Origin of the sequence: Microbacterium sp. SCN 69-37, assembly GCF_001724435.1 — a bacterium.
Lineage (GTDB): Bacteria > Actinomycetota > Actinomycetes > Actinomycetales > Microbacteriaceae > Microbacterium > Microbacterium laevaniformans.
Map to the genome: position 1 here is coordinate 57,023 of NZ_MEEL01000031.1, position 15,057 is coordinate 72,079.

Sequence of the window (15,057 nt, forward strand, 5' to 3'; positions counted from 1 at the left end):
AGGTTAGCCCGCGCCGCGGCGCGGAGTACCATGTCAACGGTTCTTCGTCAGAGAGGGGCGGACCATGACGGGCGACACCGCGGGTGCCCGTGCATGGCGCTCCCTGCGCACCTCACTCGCAGCCACCCGTGATCGACTGCGCGACGCGACCACGGCATCGCCGTCGCGGTTCGCCGTCGGCATCTTCCTCGCGCTGATCCTGCTGTTCACCGCACTGTTCTCGCTGCCCGCGGCATCCGCCGACGGTCGGGTCACGCCGTTCGCCGATGCCCTGTTCACCGCGGTGTCGACGATCTGCGTGACGGGGCTTTCGACCGTCAACATGGGCACGCACTGGAGCGCGTTCGGTCACCTGATCGTCTACATCGGCGTGAACGTGGGCGCGATGGGGGTGCTGACCCTGGCATCCATTCTGGGCCTGGTGATCTCCAAGCGCCTGGGCCTGCGGGCGAAGCTGATCGCCGCGGGCGACACGAACCCCCTGCGCGCCCACGGCGGACCCGTCAACGAGGGCCAGGCGGTGCGCCTGGGCGAGGTCGGCCAGCTCCTGGCCACCGTGGCGTTGTCGACCCTCGTGATCGAGGCGGGACTCGCGGTGCTGCTGTATCCGTCGCTGCTCGCGAGCGGTGTCGATCCGTTGAGCGCACTGTGGGAGGCGCCGTACTACGCGGCGATGTCGTTCACGAACACCGGCTTCGCGCCGAACGCCGAGGGGATCGCCCCGTTCGCGCACAACTACCTCTTCCTGACGCTTCTGATGGCGGGGGTGTTCCTGGGCTCCATCGGCTTCCCCGTCATCTTCGCGCTGTGGCGCCACCACCTCCACGTCCGCCGCTGGTCGCTGCACGCCAAGCTCACCCTGATCACGACGGTCATCCTGTTCTTCGCCGGTGCCGCGGTGTTCCTGCTGCTCGAGTACGACAACCCGAAGACGTTCGGCGGGATGGATGCCTGGGACACGACCTTCCAAGCATTCTTCCTGTCCGCGATGACGCGCTCGGGGGGCTTCTCCATCGTCGACATCGGGCAGCTGCACGGATCGTCTCTCGTCGTGGGCTCGATGCTCATGTTCATCGGCGGCGGCTCGGCATCCACCGCCGGCGGCATCAAAGTGACCACCCTCGCCGTCCTCGCCCTCGCCGTCTGGTCCGAGGCCAAGGGACGACCGAGCGTGCAGGCGTTCGGCCGCCGCATCCCCAGCGATGTGCAGCGCGTGGCGTTGTCGGTCGTCGCGTGGGGGTCGACGATCGTCGCCGTGTCGACCATCACGATCGCCCAGATCACGCGATATCCGATCGAGTACGTGCTCTTCGACGTCGTCTCGGGCTTCGCGACCGTCGGACTGTCCACCGGGATCACGCAGGACCTGCCCGATCTCGCCGTCTACGTCATGGCGGCGACGATGTTCATGGGCCGTGTGGGTACCGTCACTCTCGCCGCGGCCGTCGCCGCGACGAGCCGATCGCAGCACTACTCGCTGCCCGTCGAAAGGCCGATCGTTGGTTGAGCAGATCCGGAGCGATGCTCCCGTCCTGGTGATCGGCCTCGGCCGTTTCGGAGCCGCGTGCGCCGGCGAACTCGACCGCCTCGACCGCGAAGTCCTCGCGATCGACGACAACCTCGAGCTCGTGCAGAAGTGGTCCGAGCGCGTCACCCACACGGTGCAGGCCGATGCCAAGAACATCGAAGCGCTCAAGCAGATCGGCGCCCAGGACTTCCAGGTGGCCGTCGTCGCCGTCGGCTCGTCGATCGAGGCTTCGGTGCTCATCACGGCGAACCTGGTCGATCTGAAGGTGCCGCAGATCTGGGCGAAAGCCGTCTCGCAGAGCCACGGCAAGATCCTCGCCCGCGTCGGCGCGAATCACGTCATCTACCCCGAGCGCGAGGCCGGCGAGCGCGTCGCGCACCTGGTCAGCGGCCGGATGCTCGACTTCATCCGCTTCGACGACGACTTCGTGCTCGCCAAGATGTACCCGCCGAAGTTCATCCGCGGCATCGGTCTGAACGAGTCGGGGGTGCGCTCGAAGTACAACGTCACGGTCGTCGGCGTGAAGAGCCCGGGCAAGCCCTTCCGCTACGCCGAGGCCGACACCGTCGTCACGAACCACGACCTCATCATCGTGTCGGGGACCAACAGCGACATCGAGCGTTTCGCCTCCCTCGACCGCTGACCGCGGCATCCGGGCCCGCCCGCCCGCCCACCCGCCGCGCCCGCCCGCCCGCCGCGCCCGCGAGAAACCATCTGCGGCGCGAGAAACCCTGCCGCGCGTGGTTTCTCGACGCGCCGGTGGTTTCTCGCCGCCGCACGGGGGCTCCTCCCCAGGCGGCGCGGGAGGGGACGGCCGCGGGGAGGGTGGGGATGTGGGCGCGCGGGCGCGGGTGCCGGGGCATGATCTGCGGATGCCGCACCTGCCGACGGACCGTGCCACCACCCGGTCACCGCTTCCGCTCGTCACCTCCGCCGAGGCCCGCGTGCTGCAGCTGGGGGTGAGCGGACCCGGCTTCGCGCGGGTGCGCCGCGGCGTGTACGTGGATGCTGCCGCGGCGGCGCGGCTGGCGCCGTGGCAGCGGTACGCGCTGCGGGTGCACGCGTTCGCGCTCGCCCACCCGGACGCCGTGCTGTGCCTGGAGTCCGCCGCGGTGCTGCTCGGCCTGCCGCTGTTCGGCGAGACGCGCGACATCCACGTGTTCGATCCCGACCGCACGGCGTCCCGACGGTTCGGCGACGTGTGCGTGCACACCAGCACGGACGCGCGGGAGATCGTGCGCGTCGACGGCATCCTGTGTACGTCGCCGGCGGATGCCGTCGTCGATCTCGCCCGCGTGCTTCCGCCCGCGCAGGCGCTCGCCGTCGTGGATGCCGCGATCTCGCCCCGACAGAGCGGCATGCTCGTCGTCGACGATCTCCGCGAGCGGGCCGCGTCGCAGGCTTCCCGCCGGGGCGTCGCGCGGTTGGCGTGGGTCTGGGCCCACGCGGATGCGCGCGCCGAGTCGCCCGGCGAGAGCGTCAGCCGCGCCGTCATCCGCTGGTGCGGCTTCGAAGACCCGGTGCTGCAGGCCGAGTTCCGCTACGAGGGGGTGACGGACCGCACGGATTTCCTGTTCCCGTCGAGCCGCACGGTCGGCAAGAGCGACGGCTGGGGCAAGTACGGGATCGGCGACAACGACGCGCTCGAGAGAGCCGCGCTGCGCTTCCGTGACGAGAAGCGCCGCGAGGACCGTCTGCGCCGCGCGGGGCACCCGGTCGCACGCTGGGAAATGGCGGATGCGGTGCGGGTCGAACCGTTGGCCACCGCCCTGCAGCGCGCGGCCGTCCGGCTCGTCCGCCCGCGCGACCGCGCCGGACTGGCGAGCCTGCGCCAGACGCCCCGAGCTCTCCCTCACCGGCCGCAGTGAGAAACCACAACGGCGACGACACACACCTGCAGTGGTGGTTTCTCGTGCCGAAAGTGGTTTCTCGCGGGCGGGGGGTCAGGCGCCGGCGGCCATCTCCTTGGCGCGGGCGAGGGCGGCGTCGGTCGCCTCGGCGAACACGCCGTCCAGGCGGGCGCCCTGCAGTACCGCGATCGCCCGCTCGGTGGTGCCCTTGGGGCTGGTGACGCGCCGCCGCAGCTCGGCGGGGTCCTCCCCCGTGGCATCCAGCAGCGCCGCGGCGCCGATGAAGGTCTGCTCGGCCATCAGGCGCGCGTCGGCGTCGGAGAAGCCCTTGCCGCGCGCGGCCTCGGTGAGCTCCTCGACCAGCAGGAAGAAGTAGGCCGGCCCCGACCCCGAGATCGTCGACAGGGCGTCGATCTGCGACTCGGGCACCTCGATGACCGCTCCGCACGTCGCGAAAAGCCGGCGCACCAGTGCGAGCTCGTCCGCGGATGCCGTGGGGCCCGCCGACAGGCCGGTCACCGCCTTGCCGACCACCGCGGGGGTGTTCGGCATGGAGCGGATCACCGAGACATCCTCACCCACGATGGACGCGAATGTCGCGATCGTGACACCCGCGGCGAGGCTCACGATGATCGTCCCCGGACGCAGCACGGGCGCAATCTCGCGGAGCAGATCGGGCACCATCACGGGCTTCACGCCGATGAGCACGATGTCGGCGGCTGCGGCGGCGGCCGTGTTCGCGTCGCCGTCGGCCTCGAGCGAGAGGCTCGTGACGCCGTCGAGCCCCACCAAGGCTTCAGCGCGCGCAGCGGTGCGGTTGGTCACGGTGATCGCGGAGGCATCACCCGAGCGGACGAGGCCCTGCAAGATCGCGCCTCCCATCGAGCCGGCACCGAGGATCGCGATCGAAGGGAGGGGGGAAGCCATGCCCTCATCCTCGCAGAGGAACGCAAGGCGTGCAGAGAAACCACTGCCCGCGTGCTCGCCGACGGCGCGACGTGATCGTGCTCGGCTGCGCCGGTTTCGCCGGATTGGATGCCGAGTTGGAGCGCCGGCTGGGGGTGCCCGTGGTCGACGGCGTCGCCGCCGCCGTGCGCTGGGCCGAGAGCCTCGTCACCCTCGGCAGCGCACCAGTACGGCCGGTCCGTACGCGCCGCGCGACCGCGAGAAGGTGTGGTCAGGACCACCCCTGGGAGCTCTCCGCCTGTTGACCTGAAAGTTCATTCATGACGTCAGGTCGTCGGAGTAGGATGCGGTCATGACGCTCCTCGACGGCATCACCTCCCGGATCATCGACACCGATCGCCTGCGCGTCGGCATCCTCGAACGCCGCGGCGACAACCCGGCCGCGACCGCGGATCAGACGGTGATCCTGGTGCACGGCAACGTGTCGTCCAGCCTGTTCTGGCAGGAGCTCATGCAGGATCTGCCCAGCGATCTGCGGGTCGTCGCCATCGACCTCCGCGGCTTCGGCGAGACCGAGGGCGCGCCCGTCGACGCGACGCGCGGCGTCCGTGACTTCAGCGACGACGTGTTCGCCACGCTGCAGGCGCTGGGCATCGAGACGGCCCACCTCGTCGGCTGGTCGATGGGCGGCGGCGTGGTCATGCAGTACGCGATCGACCACCCCGCACGCTCCCTCACGCTGCAGGCTCCGGTCTCGCCCTACGGCTTCGGCGGCACCCGCCGCGACGGATCGCGCGTGACCGCCGACGATGCGGGTTGCGGTGCGGGCGGCGCCAACCCCGACTTCGTCCAGCGCCTCACCGACCGCGACACGACCGACGAGGCCCCCACATCGCCGCGCAGCGTCTTCCGCTCGGGTTACGTCGCGCCCGGCTACGCAAGCGAGCACGAGGACATCTGGGTCGAGTCGATGAACACCACCTCCACCGCGACGGGCAACTACCCCGGCGACAGCGTCGCCAGCGAGAACTGGCCGGGATTCGCCGCCGGGCGGCTGGGCGTGCTGAACACCATGGCGCCGCAGTACTTCGACACGTCGGCGATCGTGGAGATCAGTCCCAAGCCGCCCGTCCTCTGGGTGCGCGGCTCCGCCGACGCGATCGTCTCGGACGCCTCGTTCTTCGACACCAACCACCTCGGCGCGCTCGGCGTGATCCCGGGGTGGCCGGGCGCTGAGCTCGCCCCCGCGCAGGAGATGGTGTCGCAGACCCGCGACGTGCTCGACGCCTACCGCGCGGCGGGAGGCACCGTCACCGAAGTGGTCTTCGAGGGCGTCGGCCACGCGCCGCACCTGGAGCGGCCCGCACAGTTCCGCCGCGCCCTGCTGGAGAACATCGGCTACATCGGCCGGCCGGCCGATCCCGCCCCGCCCACCGAGGCGATCATCCTCAGCTCCTCCGACTGAGCCGGGGCACCTCGTCAGCGACGGGCGTCGAAGAAGGTGCGCAGCAGAGCGCGCGCGTCGTCCTCGAGGATGCCGCCGACCACCTCGGCCCGCACCGGCAGCCGACGGTCGCGCAGCACGTCGTACACCGATCCGGCCGCTCCCGCCTTCTCGTCCCACGCGCCGAACACGACGCGTGTGATGTGCGCCTGCAGAATGGCGCCCGCGCACATCAGGCAGGGCTCGAGGGTGACCGTGAGCGTGCACCCCTCCAGATTCCAGGTGCCGAGGGATGCCGCGGCCTCGCGCAGCGCCACGATCTCCGCGTGGGCGGTGGGATCGGCCGTGGCCTCGCGCCGATTGCGTCCGACGCCGATCACGGTGCCCGCGGCATCCCTCACGACGGCACCCACCGGGATCTCGCCCGCGGCAGCGGCCTCGGCGGCGAGCGCGAGCGCGCGACGCAGCGCGTTCTCGTCGTCGGCACGCACGGGCAGGCTCATGCCTTCAGCGTAGGCTGAGATCATGCGCGTGCACGTTGCCGATCACCCCCTCATCACCCACAAGCTGACCGTGCTGCGCGACGAGCGCACACCGTCGCCGGTGTTCCGTCAGCTCACCGAGGAGCTGCTGACGCTGCTCGCCTACGAGGCGACCCGCAGCGTGCGCGTCGAAGAGGTCGAGATCCGGACGCCCGTCACGACGACGACCGGGGTGCGCATCTCCGAGCCGCGACCCCTCGTGGTGCCGATCCTGCGCGCCGGCCTCGGCATGCTCGACGGCATGGTGAAGCTGCTGCCCACCGCCGAGATCGGCTTCCTCGGCATGGCGCGCAACGAGCAGACCCTGCAGCCCTACACGTACGCCGAGCGCCTTCCCGACGACCTCAGCGACCGCCAGTGCTTCGTTCTCGACCCGATGCTCGCGACCGGTGGATCGCTCGGCGCGGCGATCGACTTCCTCTTCGCCCGCGGCGCGCAGGACGTGACCGCGATCTGCATCCTCGGCGCGCCCGAGGGCGTCGCGAAGATCGAGGAGCTCGTCGGGGACCGCGACGTGACCCTCGTGCTCGGTGCGCTCGACGAGCGCCTGAACGAGAAGGGCTACATCGTGCCCGGCCTCGGCGACGCCGGCGACCGCCTCTACGGCACGGTCTGACCGGCTTCATCCGCCCCGTGTCGTCGCTATCGGATGCCGAGAGTGACGCAACGGGACGGACGAACGAGGCTCACAGCCACCGCCGCCGCTTGAAGATCAGGTAGAGCACGGTGGGGAAAGCCACCATCACGCCGAGAGCGACGGGGTAGCCGTACTCCCAGTGCAGTTCGGGCATGACGTCGAAGTTCATGCCGTAGACCGTGCCGATCAGCGTCGGGGCGAAGATGATCGCCGCCCACGAGGAGATCTTCTTCACCTGTTCGTTCTGGGCCAGATTCACCTCGGTCTGGCGACGCGAGACGAGCGCGGAATGCACGATGAGCGCCTTGTCGAGCACCGCACGGAAACCGTCGATGCGCTCCGTGACGCGGAGGGCATGGTCGCGGACGTCGCGCAGCCGCCGCTGCAACTCGATGTCGACGTGGTAGGCGTCGTGGCCGCGCTGCAGCCACTCGATGATCGGGACGAGCGGGTGCGTGGCCCGCGCGAAGCGGTTCAGCTCTCCGGACAGCTCGTAGATGCGGCGCGAGAGGGCATCGTCGTCGGCGTCTCCGAACAGGTCGTCCTCGATCTCGTCGATGTCGTTCTCGATGCCGGCGACCAGAGGCTCGTACTCGTCGACGACACGGTCGAGTACGGCGTACAGCACCGCTTCCGATCCCAGCGCCAGCAGTTCCGGCTGCTGTTCGAGGCGCCGCCGCACGGCCCCGAGATCGGGCGATTCGGCGTGACGGATGGTGATGACGAAGTCGGGGCCGACGAACAGATGCAGCTCGCCGATGTCGAGCTCTTCGCGCTCGTCGTCGTAGCGCGCGGGACGCAGCACGACGAACAGCGTGTCGCCGTACCGCTCGACCTTGGAGCGCTGGTGCCCCAGAGCCGCATCCTCGATGGCGAGCGGGTGCAGTTCGAACTCCGTCGCGACGGAGGCCAACTCTTCGTCCGACGGACGGTACAGGCCGATCCACGCGAAACCCGCGTGCGCCTCCTGGAGGGCATAGGCCTCGTCGAGCGAGGCGGGGGTGGCGACGCGCACGCCGTCCTTGTAGACGGCGTTGTCGATCAGGGTCATGGGTCTCTCCTCGAGGACACGCGGTCGCCGGGCGCCGCGAACGGGCACGCGCGAAGGATCGCGCGCACGTCCGTGCGTGCCGGGGCGGCACGCGCGAGAGCGCCGCGGGTGCGCCGGCCTCAGAGCGAGAGGATGCCGGCGGCGACCACCGCGGCGCGCCTACTATCGTCTGCCATGGTGTCTCACCGCCTCTGATCACGGCTCGTCGTGATCGGATGCACGGGGACGAGCCTCCGGGAGTATATCCCCCCAAGATGACGCGCACCGGCACGACCGTGCGCGGCCGCGGAGACGGGCTGCCTCACCCTTCGGCGCGTCGTCCGGTCTCCTGTTCCCAGAACTCCAGCTGCTGGGTGAGCGCCTTCGCGAGTTCGAACACCTGCTGCGGCGGGATGCGCACCCGCTGCACCACCCGCCCGGGAACGACGGTGACGGGAGCGCCATCGGCATCCACCCCGGCTTGCGGGGGGCGCACGAGCGAGACGAAATCCATCACGAAGACGTCGGGCGTGTGCCAGACGTTGGCGAAGTCGGCGAAGCTGCCGGCGATCGCCTCCGGCGGCAGATCGATCTCGAACTGCCGGGGCATCTCATCGCTCATGTCGCGCTCCTGTTCGCCGCGTCGCGGAGGCATCGTCCGGCGGGACGCGACCGGTGAGCCTCGAGCGGTACGCCGAGTCTACGGCGCGTCCGCGCCGACGAGACGGGCGAAGGCGCTGAGCCGGGCGACTCCGTCGGGGGTGCGGGGCAGGTCGTCGAGCAAGCCCGTGCCGTACACCACGAACGCGGTGTGCTCGGCTCGCGAGACGGCCACGTTCAGACGGTTCTGCAGCAGCAGGAACTCGAGTCCTCGGGGTGCATCACGACCGCTGGATGCCGCGAGCGACACGATCGCGACGGCCGCCTCCTGGCCCTGGAACTTGTCGACGGTTCCGACCGGGATCTCTCCGAGCCCGGCGTCCGCCAGAACGGACTCGACGAGCACCTGCTGCGCGTTGTACGGCGTGACGACGATCAGATCCGCTGCCGTGAGCGGTCGCGGCGGCACATGCGCGGACGGTGTCCACGCCCGACCGAGCAGATCGCGGGCGAGGGCGAGGACGGCGTCGGCCTCCTCCGGCGACTGCGTGGCGTTGCCCGCATGCGTCAGCGCCACCGGAACGACGCCGGCCGCGACCCCCTCGAGGCGACGAGCCGAGGTGGAGTGGTGGGCAGCGAGTCGTCCCTCGTAGGAGAGCTGGGAAACGGGACCGGCGACCTCGGGGCGCATGCGCCGGGTCTGCGCGAGGAAGAAGCCCCGGTCGTCAGGGACGACGGCGGCACCGTCCATCACCCATCCGAGCGCGGAGGTGTCGACCGGCTCGGGGTGGGTTCCCTGGCTCACCTGCGGCAACTGCTGCGGATCGCCGAGCAGCAGCAGACGCGGTGCCGCGACCGACACCGCAATGGTGGAGGCGAGCGAGAACTGTCCCGCTTCGTCGATGACGAGCAGGTCCAGGCTCGCGCGGGGCACGCGCCCGGCGTGACTCAGGTCCCACGCCGTGCCCCCGATGACGAAACCCTCCGGGTGGGCTGCGGCGAACGCCGCGTAGCCGTCCTTCGCGATGACGGTGAAGCTCTCGGCGCCGGATGCCGTGCCCTTCGTCGCCTTCGCGACGCGCTCACCCGGCACGCCCGCATCGACGATGCGCGCGAGCATGTTCTCCACGACCGCGTGCGACTGCGCCACGACACCGACGCGGTATCCCTTCTCGCGGACGAGCCGTGCAACCACGTGCGAGCCGACATAGGTCTTGCCGGTGCCCGGCGGACCCTGCACGGCCAGATAGCTGCGGTCGAGGTCGTCGACCGCGCGGGCGATCTCGTCGACCGCGTCGCCGTCGCCGTCGCCGCGCGCGAGCGTACCCGAGCGCGTGCGCGGGACTCTGCGCAGCAGCAGGTCGGTCGCGGGGTCGAACGGGAAGTCCGCCGAGCGCAGGGGCGCAGCCTGGATGATCGCGTCGGCCCACTGGTCGATGGCCGCCTGTTGCGACCCGGCCTGCGGCGGCGCGGGCGGCGTGGAGGCGATCGGCAGCTCCTGCCAGGTGAACCCCTGAATGGAGTTCTCCTCCACGACCATGCCGTCATCGAGGACGTCGACGACGCGGACCGAACGTGCAGCGTGGATCCATCGCGGGCTGGCGTCGACCGGGAACGGTGTCGGCAGCTCGTACAGCAGGAAGACCGCGCCCCCCGCGGACAGCTTCGTGCCCGGCGCGAGATCGCCGCGCAGCTCGATCACGCGACGCTGGACGCGTCCGCCCTCCGGTACGTGCCAGTCGCTCAGGACTCGGCACCGATCGTGATCGAAGACGACGACGTCGCGGGTGTCCTCCCAGATCGAGACGGGCTCACGCAGCCGCAGGAAGTGCGTCGCCCAGAAGGTCTTCGCCTCGCGGGGGTAGTAGTCGATCGCCGCGGCGGCGAGCTTGAGCGCGGTGACCGCGGCCACATCGGGGGCATCGTCCCTCTCGGCAGCGCCCGCCATCCGCGTGAGCGCATCGGCACGCGGGGAGGGTTCGTAGGGACGCTCTGCGGCGTCGACGTCGGCCGAGGGCAGGAGCTTGGACTCCCGGGCCCGCTCAACCAGCCAGTTGCGCAAGCGCCGGGTCGAGACGCAGTCGTAGCGGTTGTAGTCGGCGAGATCGTCGAGAATCGCCGCTCCCGCGGCGTCCGCCCCCGCGTCCATCAGCTCGCGCGCCTCGACATACTTGACGATCGAGTCGTCGCCGCGCTGCACGTCGCTGGTGCGCACCTCGGCGCCCATGTAGAGCGGCTCGAGCTTCTTGATCGAGTACGAGCGCGATCCCACGCGAAGGGCGCGCCGGACGATCGGGTAGAGGTCGACGAAGACGCCCTCACGCAACAGCGTGTCGACCTCGGCCTCGCGCACACCGTAGCGGGCGGCCATCGCCAGCAGATGCGTCGGTTCGTACGGCGCGTAGTGGTAGATGTGCATTCCGGGGTGGGCGCGCCGGCGCAGCGCCACCACATCCAGGAAATCCTCGAGCGCCCGCTTCTCGTCGGCAAAGGAATGCGCCCACAGCGCCGCGTATTGCTCGTCGTCGTCGACCCAGCCGAACAGGTAGTCGATGCCCCACATCGCTCCCACCCCGTCGGCGGCTTCGGTGTAGAGCGGGTCTCCCTCGAAGTCGAAGAAGAGGTCGCCGCGGTCGGGCCGGGGCAGCGCTCCGATCGCCTTCGGAAAGACCACCTCGAAGGTCGGCACCGGCGGCGCGGCCGCGGTTGCCGTCTCCCCCACGCCGCCCGCCGGGCTGTCCAGCTGCAGGCGCGCCTGCGTACGCAGGCCGGCGAACGTGTCACCCGACATCCGCTCGGGAGGCGCGCTCGCGGCGGCCAGGTCGTCGATGGTATGGATGCCGGCGGCCCGCAGCCGGTCACGCTGCACGGGTCGCATCCCCGCGACGAGCAGCAGGTCGCGATGGGCGACGACCTCCGCATCGCAGGTCGCGCATCGGCCGCACGCCACGATCCTGAGCTCACCCCGGTCGTCTCCCCACGCGATCGGAGCGCCCGTGGCGCCCGCCGCGATGTCGCGGTCGGCGACGAGCGCCCGCAGTCGCTGCCTGCGCAACCGGAAGACGGGCAGGAGGTCGCTGACGGCGTGCGTCGAGGTCGTGCCGTCGCCGAGCAGCAACTCCACACGGCTGCTGCGCGGCACTCCCAGCCGGTCGAGCTGGTCGGCATATGCCGCAAGCTGCATCAACGCCGTCACGCGTGCGTGACGCGCGAGTTTGGTGTCCTGCACGACCCACGGGTTGGCGGCGGTATCCGCGGGGCGAGCGGGGTCGTCGCGCACGAGGAAGTCGGCGAATCCGACGAACTCCTCGGTGGCGAACACCGCCTGATAGATGACCGCGACGGCGGGGTCGGCCAGCGCCGCCGTCGTCGCGGCCACCGCAGCCGCGACGGCCGCGGCATCCGACGATCGCGTCTCGGGCAGTTCCACGACACGTCCGGGATACTGCGCGCGGTAGGCCTCCAGCTGGCGCAGCTCGTGCTGGGTGCCGAGCCGACCGGCGCGCTCGAGGGTGAGGTCTTCGGGTTCGACGACCGCCGGCACCCGTCCGAGCTTGGCGTCGATCGCACGCAGCCACGCGAACTCGCACTCGGCGGCTGCTTTCAAATCGCTCGCGCTCCAGACGATGCGCGCGCCGTCGCCGGTGTCCTCGATGTATCGCATGTCACCCTTCCGCCTTCGACGCTAGTCGGCGCCGCCGACATCGCCCAGCGCCGGCGCACCTGCCAGACTGGAGGGGTGAGCGAGAACCTGCCGTTCGAGAGCGTCTATCGGCACGGGTTCGCCCGGGTCGCCGCCTGTACGATCCCCGTCGCGATCGCCGACCCGGCGCGAAACGCCGAGGCGGTCATCGACGCGGCCCGCGCGCTCAGCGACGATGCCGTCGCCGTCGCCGTCTTCCCGGAGCTCTGCCTGACCGGATACGCCATCGACGACCTCGTGATGCAGGATGCCGTGCTCGACGCCGTCCACGCCGCCATCGCCACCCTCGTCTCGGCCTCGCAGCAGCTGCGTCCGCTGCTGGTCGTCGGCGCACCGCTGCGGCTGGGGCCACGCCTCTACAACTGCGCGGTGATCATCCACGGCGGCCGCGTGCTCGGCGTCGCACCGAAGAGCTATCTGCCGACCTATCGCGAGTTCTACGAGGCCCGCTGGTACGCGGCCGGAACGGATGCCCCGGAATCCACCGTGCTGGTCGGCCAGGAGGTGCCCGTCGGCACCGACCTGCTGTTCGCCGCGGACGACGTGCCGGGCCTGGTGGTCCACGCGGAGGTGTGCGAGGACATGTGGGTGCCCGTGCCGCCGTCGTCCACCGCCGCTCTCGCCGGTGCGACCGTGCTCCTGAACCTCTCCGGCAGCCCGATCACCGTCGCGCGGGCCGATGATCGTCACCTTCTCGCGAAGTCTCAGTCGTTCCGCTGCATCGCCGCCTACGTCTACGCGGCCGCGGGCCTGGGCGAGTCGACCAACGACGTGTCGTGGGACGGACAGACGATGATCTACGAGTCGGGCGCCCTCCTGGCCGAAACCGAGCGCTTCCCGGACGGCCCGCGCAGCGCCGTCGCCGACATCGACCTCGACCGCATCCGCCAGGACCGCCTTCGCCAGGGCACGTTCGACGACAACCGCCGCGCGGTCGCCCCGGCAGCGGCGCCGATGCGCACGGTGTCGTTCACGGTCGATCCCCCGGCATCCGACATCGGCCTGCGTCGCCCGCTCGACCGCTTCCCCTTCGTGCCCGACGACCCGGCACGACTCGACCAGGACTGCTACGAGGCGTTCAACATCCAGGTGTCCGCGCTCGAGCAGCGGATGCGCGCGATCGGGTCACCGAAGCCCGTGATCGGCGTCTCCGGCGGCCTCGATTCGACGCACGCCCTCCTCGTCGTCGCGCGGGCGATGGACCGCATGGGTCGCCCGCGCAGCGACATCCTCGCCTACACGATGCCGGGATTCGCGACGAGCGATCACACGAAGTCGAACGCCATCGCCCTGGCCGAGGCCATCGGCGCCTCCATCGAGACGATCGACATCCGGCCGATGGCCACCGAGCTGCTGACGGGCATCGGACACCCCTTCGCGAACGGCGAGCCCGTGTACGACGTGACGTTCGAGAACGTGCAGGCCGGGGCGCGCACCGACTTCCTGTTCCGCCTCGCGAATCAGAACGGCGGCTTCGTCGTCGGCACCTCCGACCTCTCCGAGCTCGCCCTCGGATGGGCGACCTACGGCGTGGGCGACCAGATGAGCCACTACGCGGTGAACGCCGGGGTGCCCAAGACCCTCATCCAGCACCTCATCCGCTGGGTCATCGCGCATGCCGACGATGACGGCACGAGCCTGTCGCCGGCGGCGAAGGACGTGCTGCAGGCGGTGCTGGACACGGAGATCAGCCCGGAGCTGGTCCCGGCGGGTCAGGACGGCAAGGTCCAGTCCACGCAGGACACGATCGGCCCGTACGCGCTGCACGACTTCGCGCTGTACCACGTGCTGCGCTACGGTCTGCGCCCTTCGAAGATCGTCTTCCTCGCCGAGCACGCGTGGCGCGACGCGGATGCCGGGGCGTGGCCGCCGGGCTTCCCGGCATCCGACCGCTACGGTTACGACCGCGAGACGATCGTGCGCTGGCTGCGGGTGTTCCTGACGCGCTACTTCGGCTTCGCGCAGTTCAAGCGCACCGCGATCCCCAACGGGCCGAAGGTGCTTCCGTCGGGGTCGCTCTCGCCGCGCGGCGACTGGCGAGCGCCCAGCGACGGCAACGCCGCGGTGTGGCTCGCCGAGCTCGACCGCGCGTTCCCGGCCGCCTGAGCCCACCCGCGCCCCGCGGCGTTCATCCGTCCGCTGTGGTCGCTTCACCCCGTCGGATGCGGCAGCAAGGGACGGATGAACACGGGACTCAGGCCGCGGGAAGGGTTCCGATCGCGATCGTGATCACCCAGCTGTCGCGCGAGGCGTCGACGAGCGTGTACTTCATGTTGCGGTCCGGGATCCATCCCTTCAGCCGCCCCATGTCCAGCCGCACGTTGTCGGGCGCGACGCGCACCCCGCGACCGTCGGCCTCGAGCACCGCCTGCACCCGCACCCAGTGCTGGAGCAGGTCGGGGATGTTGTCCGGGTCGAACAGGTGCGAGTGCTTCTGCATGAAGCGGATGTCGGCGGGTTCCGGTGTCATGTCACGGATGTCGATGCCCAGCGGAAGGCCCGGGTCGCAGATGGCGACGATCGTCGCGGCGCGGAAGCTCGCCGTGACGATGGCGATCGGCAGCTCCTCACCGTCACGCGAGGCGATCAGGCGCGTGTGGTAGCCGAAGCCGCGCGGCGCCTCGCGCTCGATACGGATGTCGTTCACGTCACAGCCGAGGCGAGCGGCAATGAGCTCCTTCGCGAGAATGCGGCGACGATCGTGGACGGTCGTGGCCGGGTCCCAGCCGAGTCGCGCGGCCACCGAGGGCGGAGTGTCGAGCAGAACCGAGGTGAGTGTCATGGCGTCCCTTTCATCGGGCGTCCCGCCGCGTGCTC

13 protein-coding genes are annotated in these 15,057 nt (G+C 70.6%); 7 read left to right on the forward strand and 6 right to left on the reverse strand.

Features of this window, described 5'->3' with window-relative positions; translation table 11 throughout:
• Nucleotides 1-64 precede the first annotated feature (64 nt).
• The 3 genes from ABS64_RS09770 to ABS64_RS09780 all read left to right on the forward strand — a co-directional run bounded on the left by ABS64_RS09770 (nt 65) and on the right by ABS64_RS09780 (nt 3,396).
• A complete protein-coding gene (locus ABS64_RS09770; RefSeq protein WP_292683272.1) occupies nt 65-1,507 on the forward strand; it encodes a potassium transporter TrkG in 1,443 nt (480 codons plus the stop codon).
• Nucleotides 1,500-2,171, forward strand: a complete 672-nt coding sequence (locus tag ABS64_RS09775) for a TrkA family potassium uptake protein (RefSeq protein WP_036287495.1) — start codon at nt 1,500-1,502, stop codon at nt 2,169-2,171. The genes ABS64_RS09770 and ABS64_RS09775 overlap by 8 nt, the downstream gene beginning before the upstream one ends.
• Before the next feature lie 229 nt (nt 2,172-2,400).
• The gene (locus tag ABS64_RS09780; protein ID WP_292683275.1) at nt 2,401-3,396 is read left to right on the forward strand and encodes a hypothetical protein; all 996 of its coding nucleotides are present in this window, start codon (nt 2,401-2,403) and stop codon (nt 3,394-3,396) included.
• A 75-nt stretch (nt 3,397-3,471) separates the two neighbouring features.
• Here ABS64_RS09780 and proC read toward each other — a convergent pair whose 3' ends face one another.
• Nucleotides 3,472-4,305, reverse strand: a complete 834-nt coding sequence (gene proC, locus ABS64_RS09785) for a pyrroline-5-carboxylate reductase (RefSeq protein ID WP_292683277.1) — start codon at nt 4,303-4,305, stop codon at nt 3,472-3,474.
• A gap of 29 nt (nt 4,306-4,334) precedes the next feature.
• On the opposite strand from proC, the gene ABS64_RS14690 reads away from it, so the two are divergent.
• Complete coding sequence (locus tag ABS64_RS14690) at nt 4,335-4,589, forward strand: aspartate/glutamate racemase family protein (protein WP_363331280.1); 255 nt, start codon at nt 4,335-4,337, stop codon at nt 4,587-4,589.
• A 47-nt stretch (nt 4,590-4,636) separates the two neighbouring features.
• A complete protein-coding gene (locus tag ABS64_RS09795; protein WP_292683279.1) occupies nt 4,637-5,749 on the forward strand; it encodes an alpha/beta hydrolase in 1,113 nt (370 codons plus the stop codon).
• 14 nt (nt 5,750-5,763) lie between these two features.
• Here the strand turns inward: ABS64_RS09795 and ABS64_RS09800 are convergent, their stop codons facing one another.
• Entirely contained in the window at nt 5,764-6,231 is a 468-nt protein-coding gene (locus ABS64_RS09800; protein ID WP_061682450.1) for a nucleoside deaminase, read from the reverse strand.
• A 22-nt stretch (nt 6,232-6,253) separates the two neighbouring features.
• Between ABS64_RS09800 and upp the strand changes: the two genes are divergently transcribed.
• Nucleotides 6,254-6,886 carry a uracil phosphoribosyltransferase gene (gene upp / locus ABS64_RS09805; protein WP_292683282.1) on the forward strand — a complete coding sequence of 211 codons (633 nt, stop codon included), beginning with the start codon at nt 6,254-6,256 and terminating at the stop codon, nt 6,884-6,886.
• A 70-nt stretch (nt 6,887-6,956) separates the two neighbouring features.
• Here the strand turns inward: upp and ABS64_RS09810 are convergent, their stop codons facing one another.
• The 3 genes from ABS64_RS09810 to ABS64_RS09820 all read right to left on the reverse strand — a co-directional run bounded on the left by ABS64_RS09810 (nt 6,957) and on the right by ABS64_RS09820 (nt 12,201).
• Nucleotides 6,957-7,958, reverse strand: a complete 1,002-nt coding sequence (locus ABS64_RS09810) for a magnesium and cobalt transport protein CorA (RefSeq protein WP_036287510.1) — start codon at nt 7,956-7,958, stop codon at nt 6,957-6,959.
• Between the two features lie 301 nt (nt 7,959-8,259).
• Nucleotides 8,260-8,559 carry a DUF3467 domain-containing protein gene (locus tag ABS64_RS09815; protein ID WP_036322021.1) on the reverse strand — a complete coding sequence of 100 codons (300 nt, stop codon included), beginning with the start codon at nt 8,557-8,559 and terminating at the stop codon, nt 8,260-8,262.
• A gap of 78 nt (nt 8,560-8,637) precedes the next feature.
• Complete coding sequence (locus tag ABS64_RS09820; protein ID WP_292683286.1) at nt 8,638-12,201, reverse strand: bifunctional RecB family nuclease/DEAD/DEAH box helicase; 3,564 nt, start codon at nt 12,199-12,201, stop codon at nt 8,638-8,640.
• A 75-nt stretch (nt 12,202-12,276) separates the two neighbouring features.
• On the opposite strand from ABS64_RS09820, the gene ABS64_RS09825 reads away from it, so the two are divergent.
• Nucleotides 12,277-14,346 (forward strand): NAD(+) synthase, encoded by a 2,070-nt coding sequence (locus ABS64_RS09825; protein ID WP_292683288.1) that lies wholly within the window; start codon nt 12,277-12,279, stop codon nt 14,344-14,346.
• An 88-nt stretch (nt 14,347-14,434) separates the two neighbouring features.
• Here ABS64_RS09825 and ABS64_RS09830 read toward each other — a convergent pair whose 3' ends face one another.
• Nucleotides 14,435-15,022, reverse strand: coding sequence for a hypothetical protein (locus ABS64_RS09830; RefSeq protein WP_036287519.1), 588 nt, complete (start codon nt 15,020-15,022; stop codon nt 14,435-14,437).
• Nucleotides 15,023-15,057: the final 35 nt, after the last annotated feature.

Excerpts from the sequence above, each read along its gene's own strand:
- ABS64_RS09770 (WP_292683272.1), top strand. The coding sequence starts at position 65 with ATGACGGGCGACACCGCGGGTGCCCGTGCATGGCGCTCCCTGCGCACC.
- ABS64_RS09780 (WP_292683275.1), top strand. The coding sequence starts at position 2,401 with ATGCCGCACCTGCCGACGGACCGTGCCACCACCCGGTCACCGCTTCCG.
- proC (WP_292683277.1), bottom strand. The coding sequence starts at position 4,305 with ATGGCTTCCCCCCTCCCTTCGATCGCGATCCTCGGTGCCGGCTCGATG.
- ABS64_RS09795 (WP_292683279.1), top strand. The coding sequence starts at position 4,637 with ATGACGCTCCTCGACGGCATCACCTCCCGGATCATCGACACCGATCGC.
- ABS64_RS09800 (WP_061682450.1), bottom strand. The coding sequence starts at position 6,231 with ATGAGCCTGCCCGTGCGTGCCGACGACGAGAACGCGCTGCGTCGCGCG.
- upp (WP_292683282.1), top strand. The coding sequence starts at position 6,254 with ATGCGCGTGCACGTTGCCGATCACCCCCTCATCACCCACAAGCTGACC.
- ABS64_RS09810 (WP_036287510.1), bottom strand. The coding sequence starts at position 7,958 with ATGACCCTGATCGACAACGCCGTCTACAAGGACGGCGTGCGCGTCGCC.
- ABS64_RS09815 (WP_036322021.1), bottom strand. The coding sequence starts at position 8,559 with ATGAGCGATGAGATGCCCCGGCAGTTCGAGATCGATCTGCCGCCGGAG.
- ABS64_RS09820 (WP_292683286.1), bottom strand. The coding sequence starts at position 12,201 with ATGCGATACATCGAGGACACCGGCGACGGCGCGCGCATCGTCTGGAGC.
- ABS64_RS09830 (WP_036287519.1), bottom strand. The coding sequence starts at position 15,022 with ATGACACTCACCTCGGTTCTGCTCGACACTCCGCCCTCGGTGGCCGCG.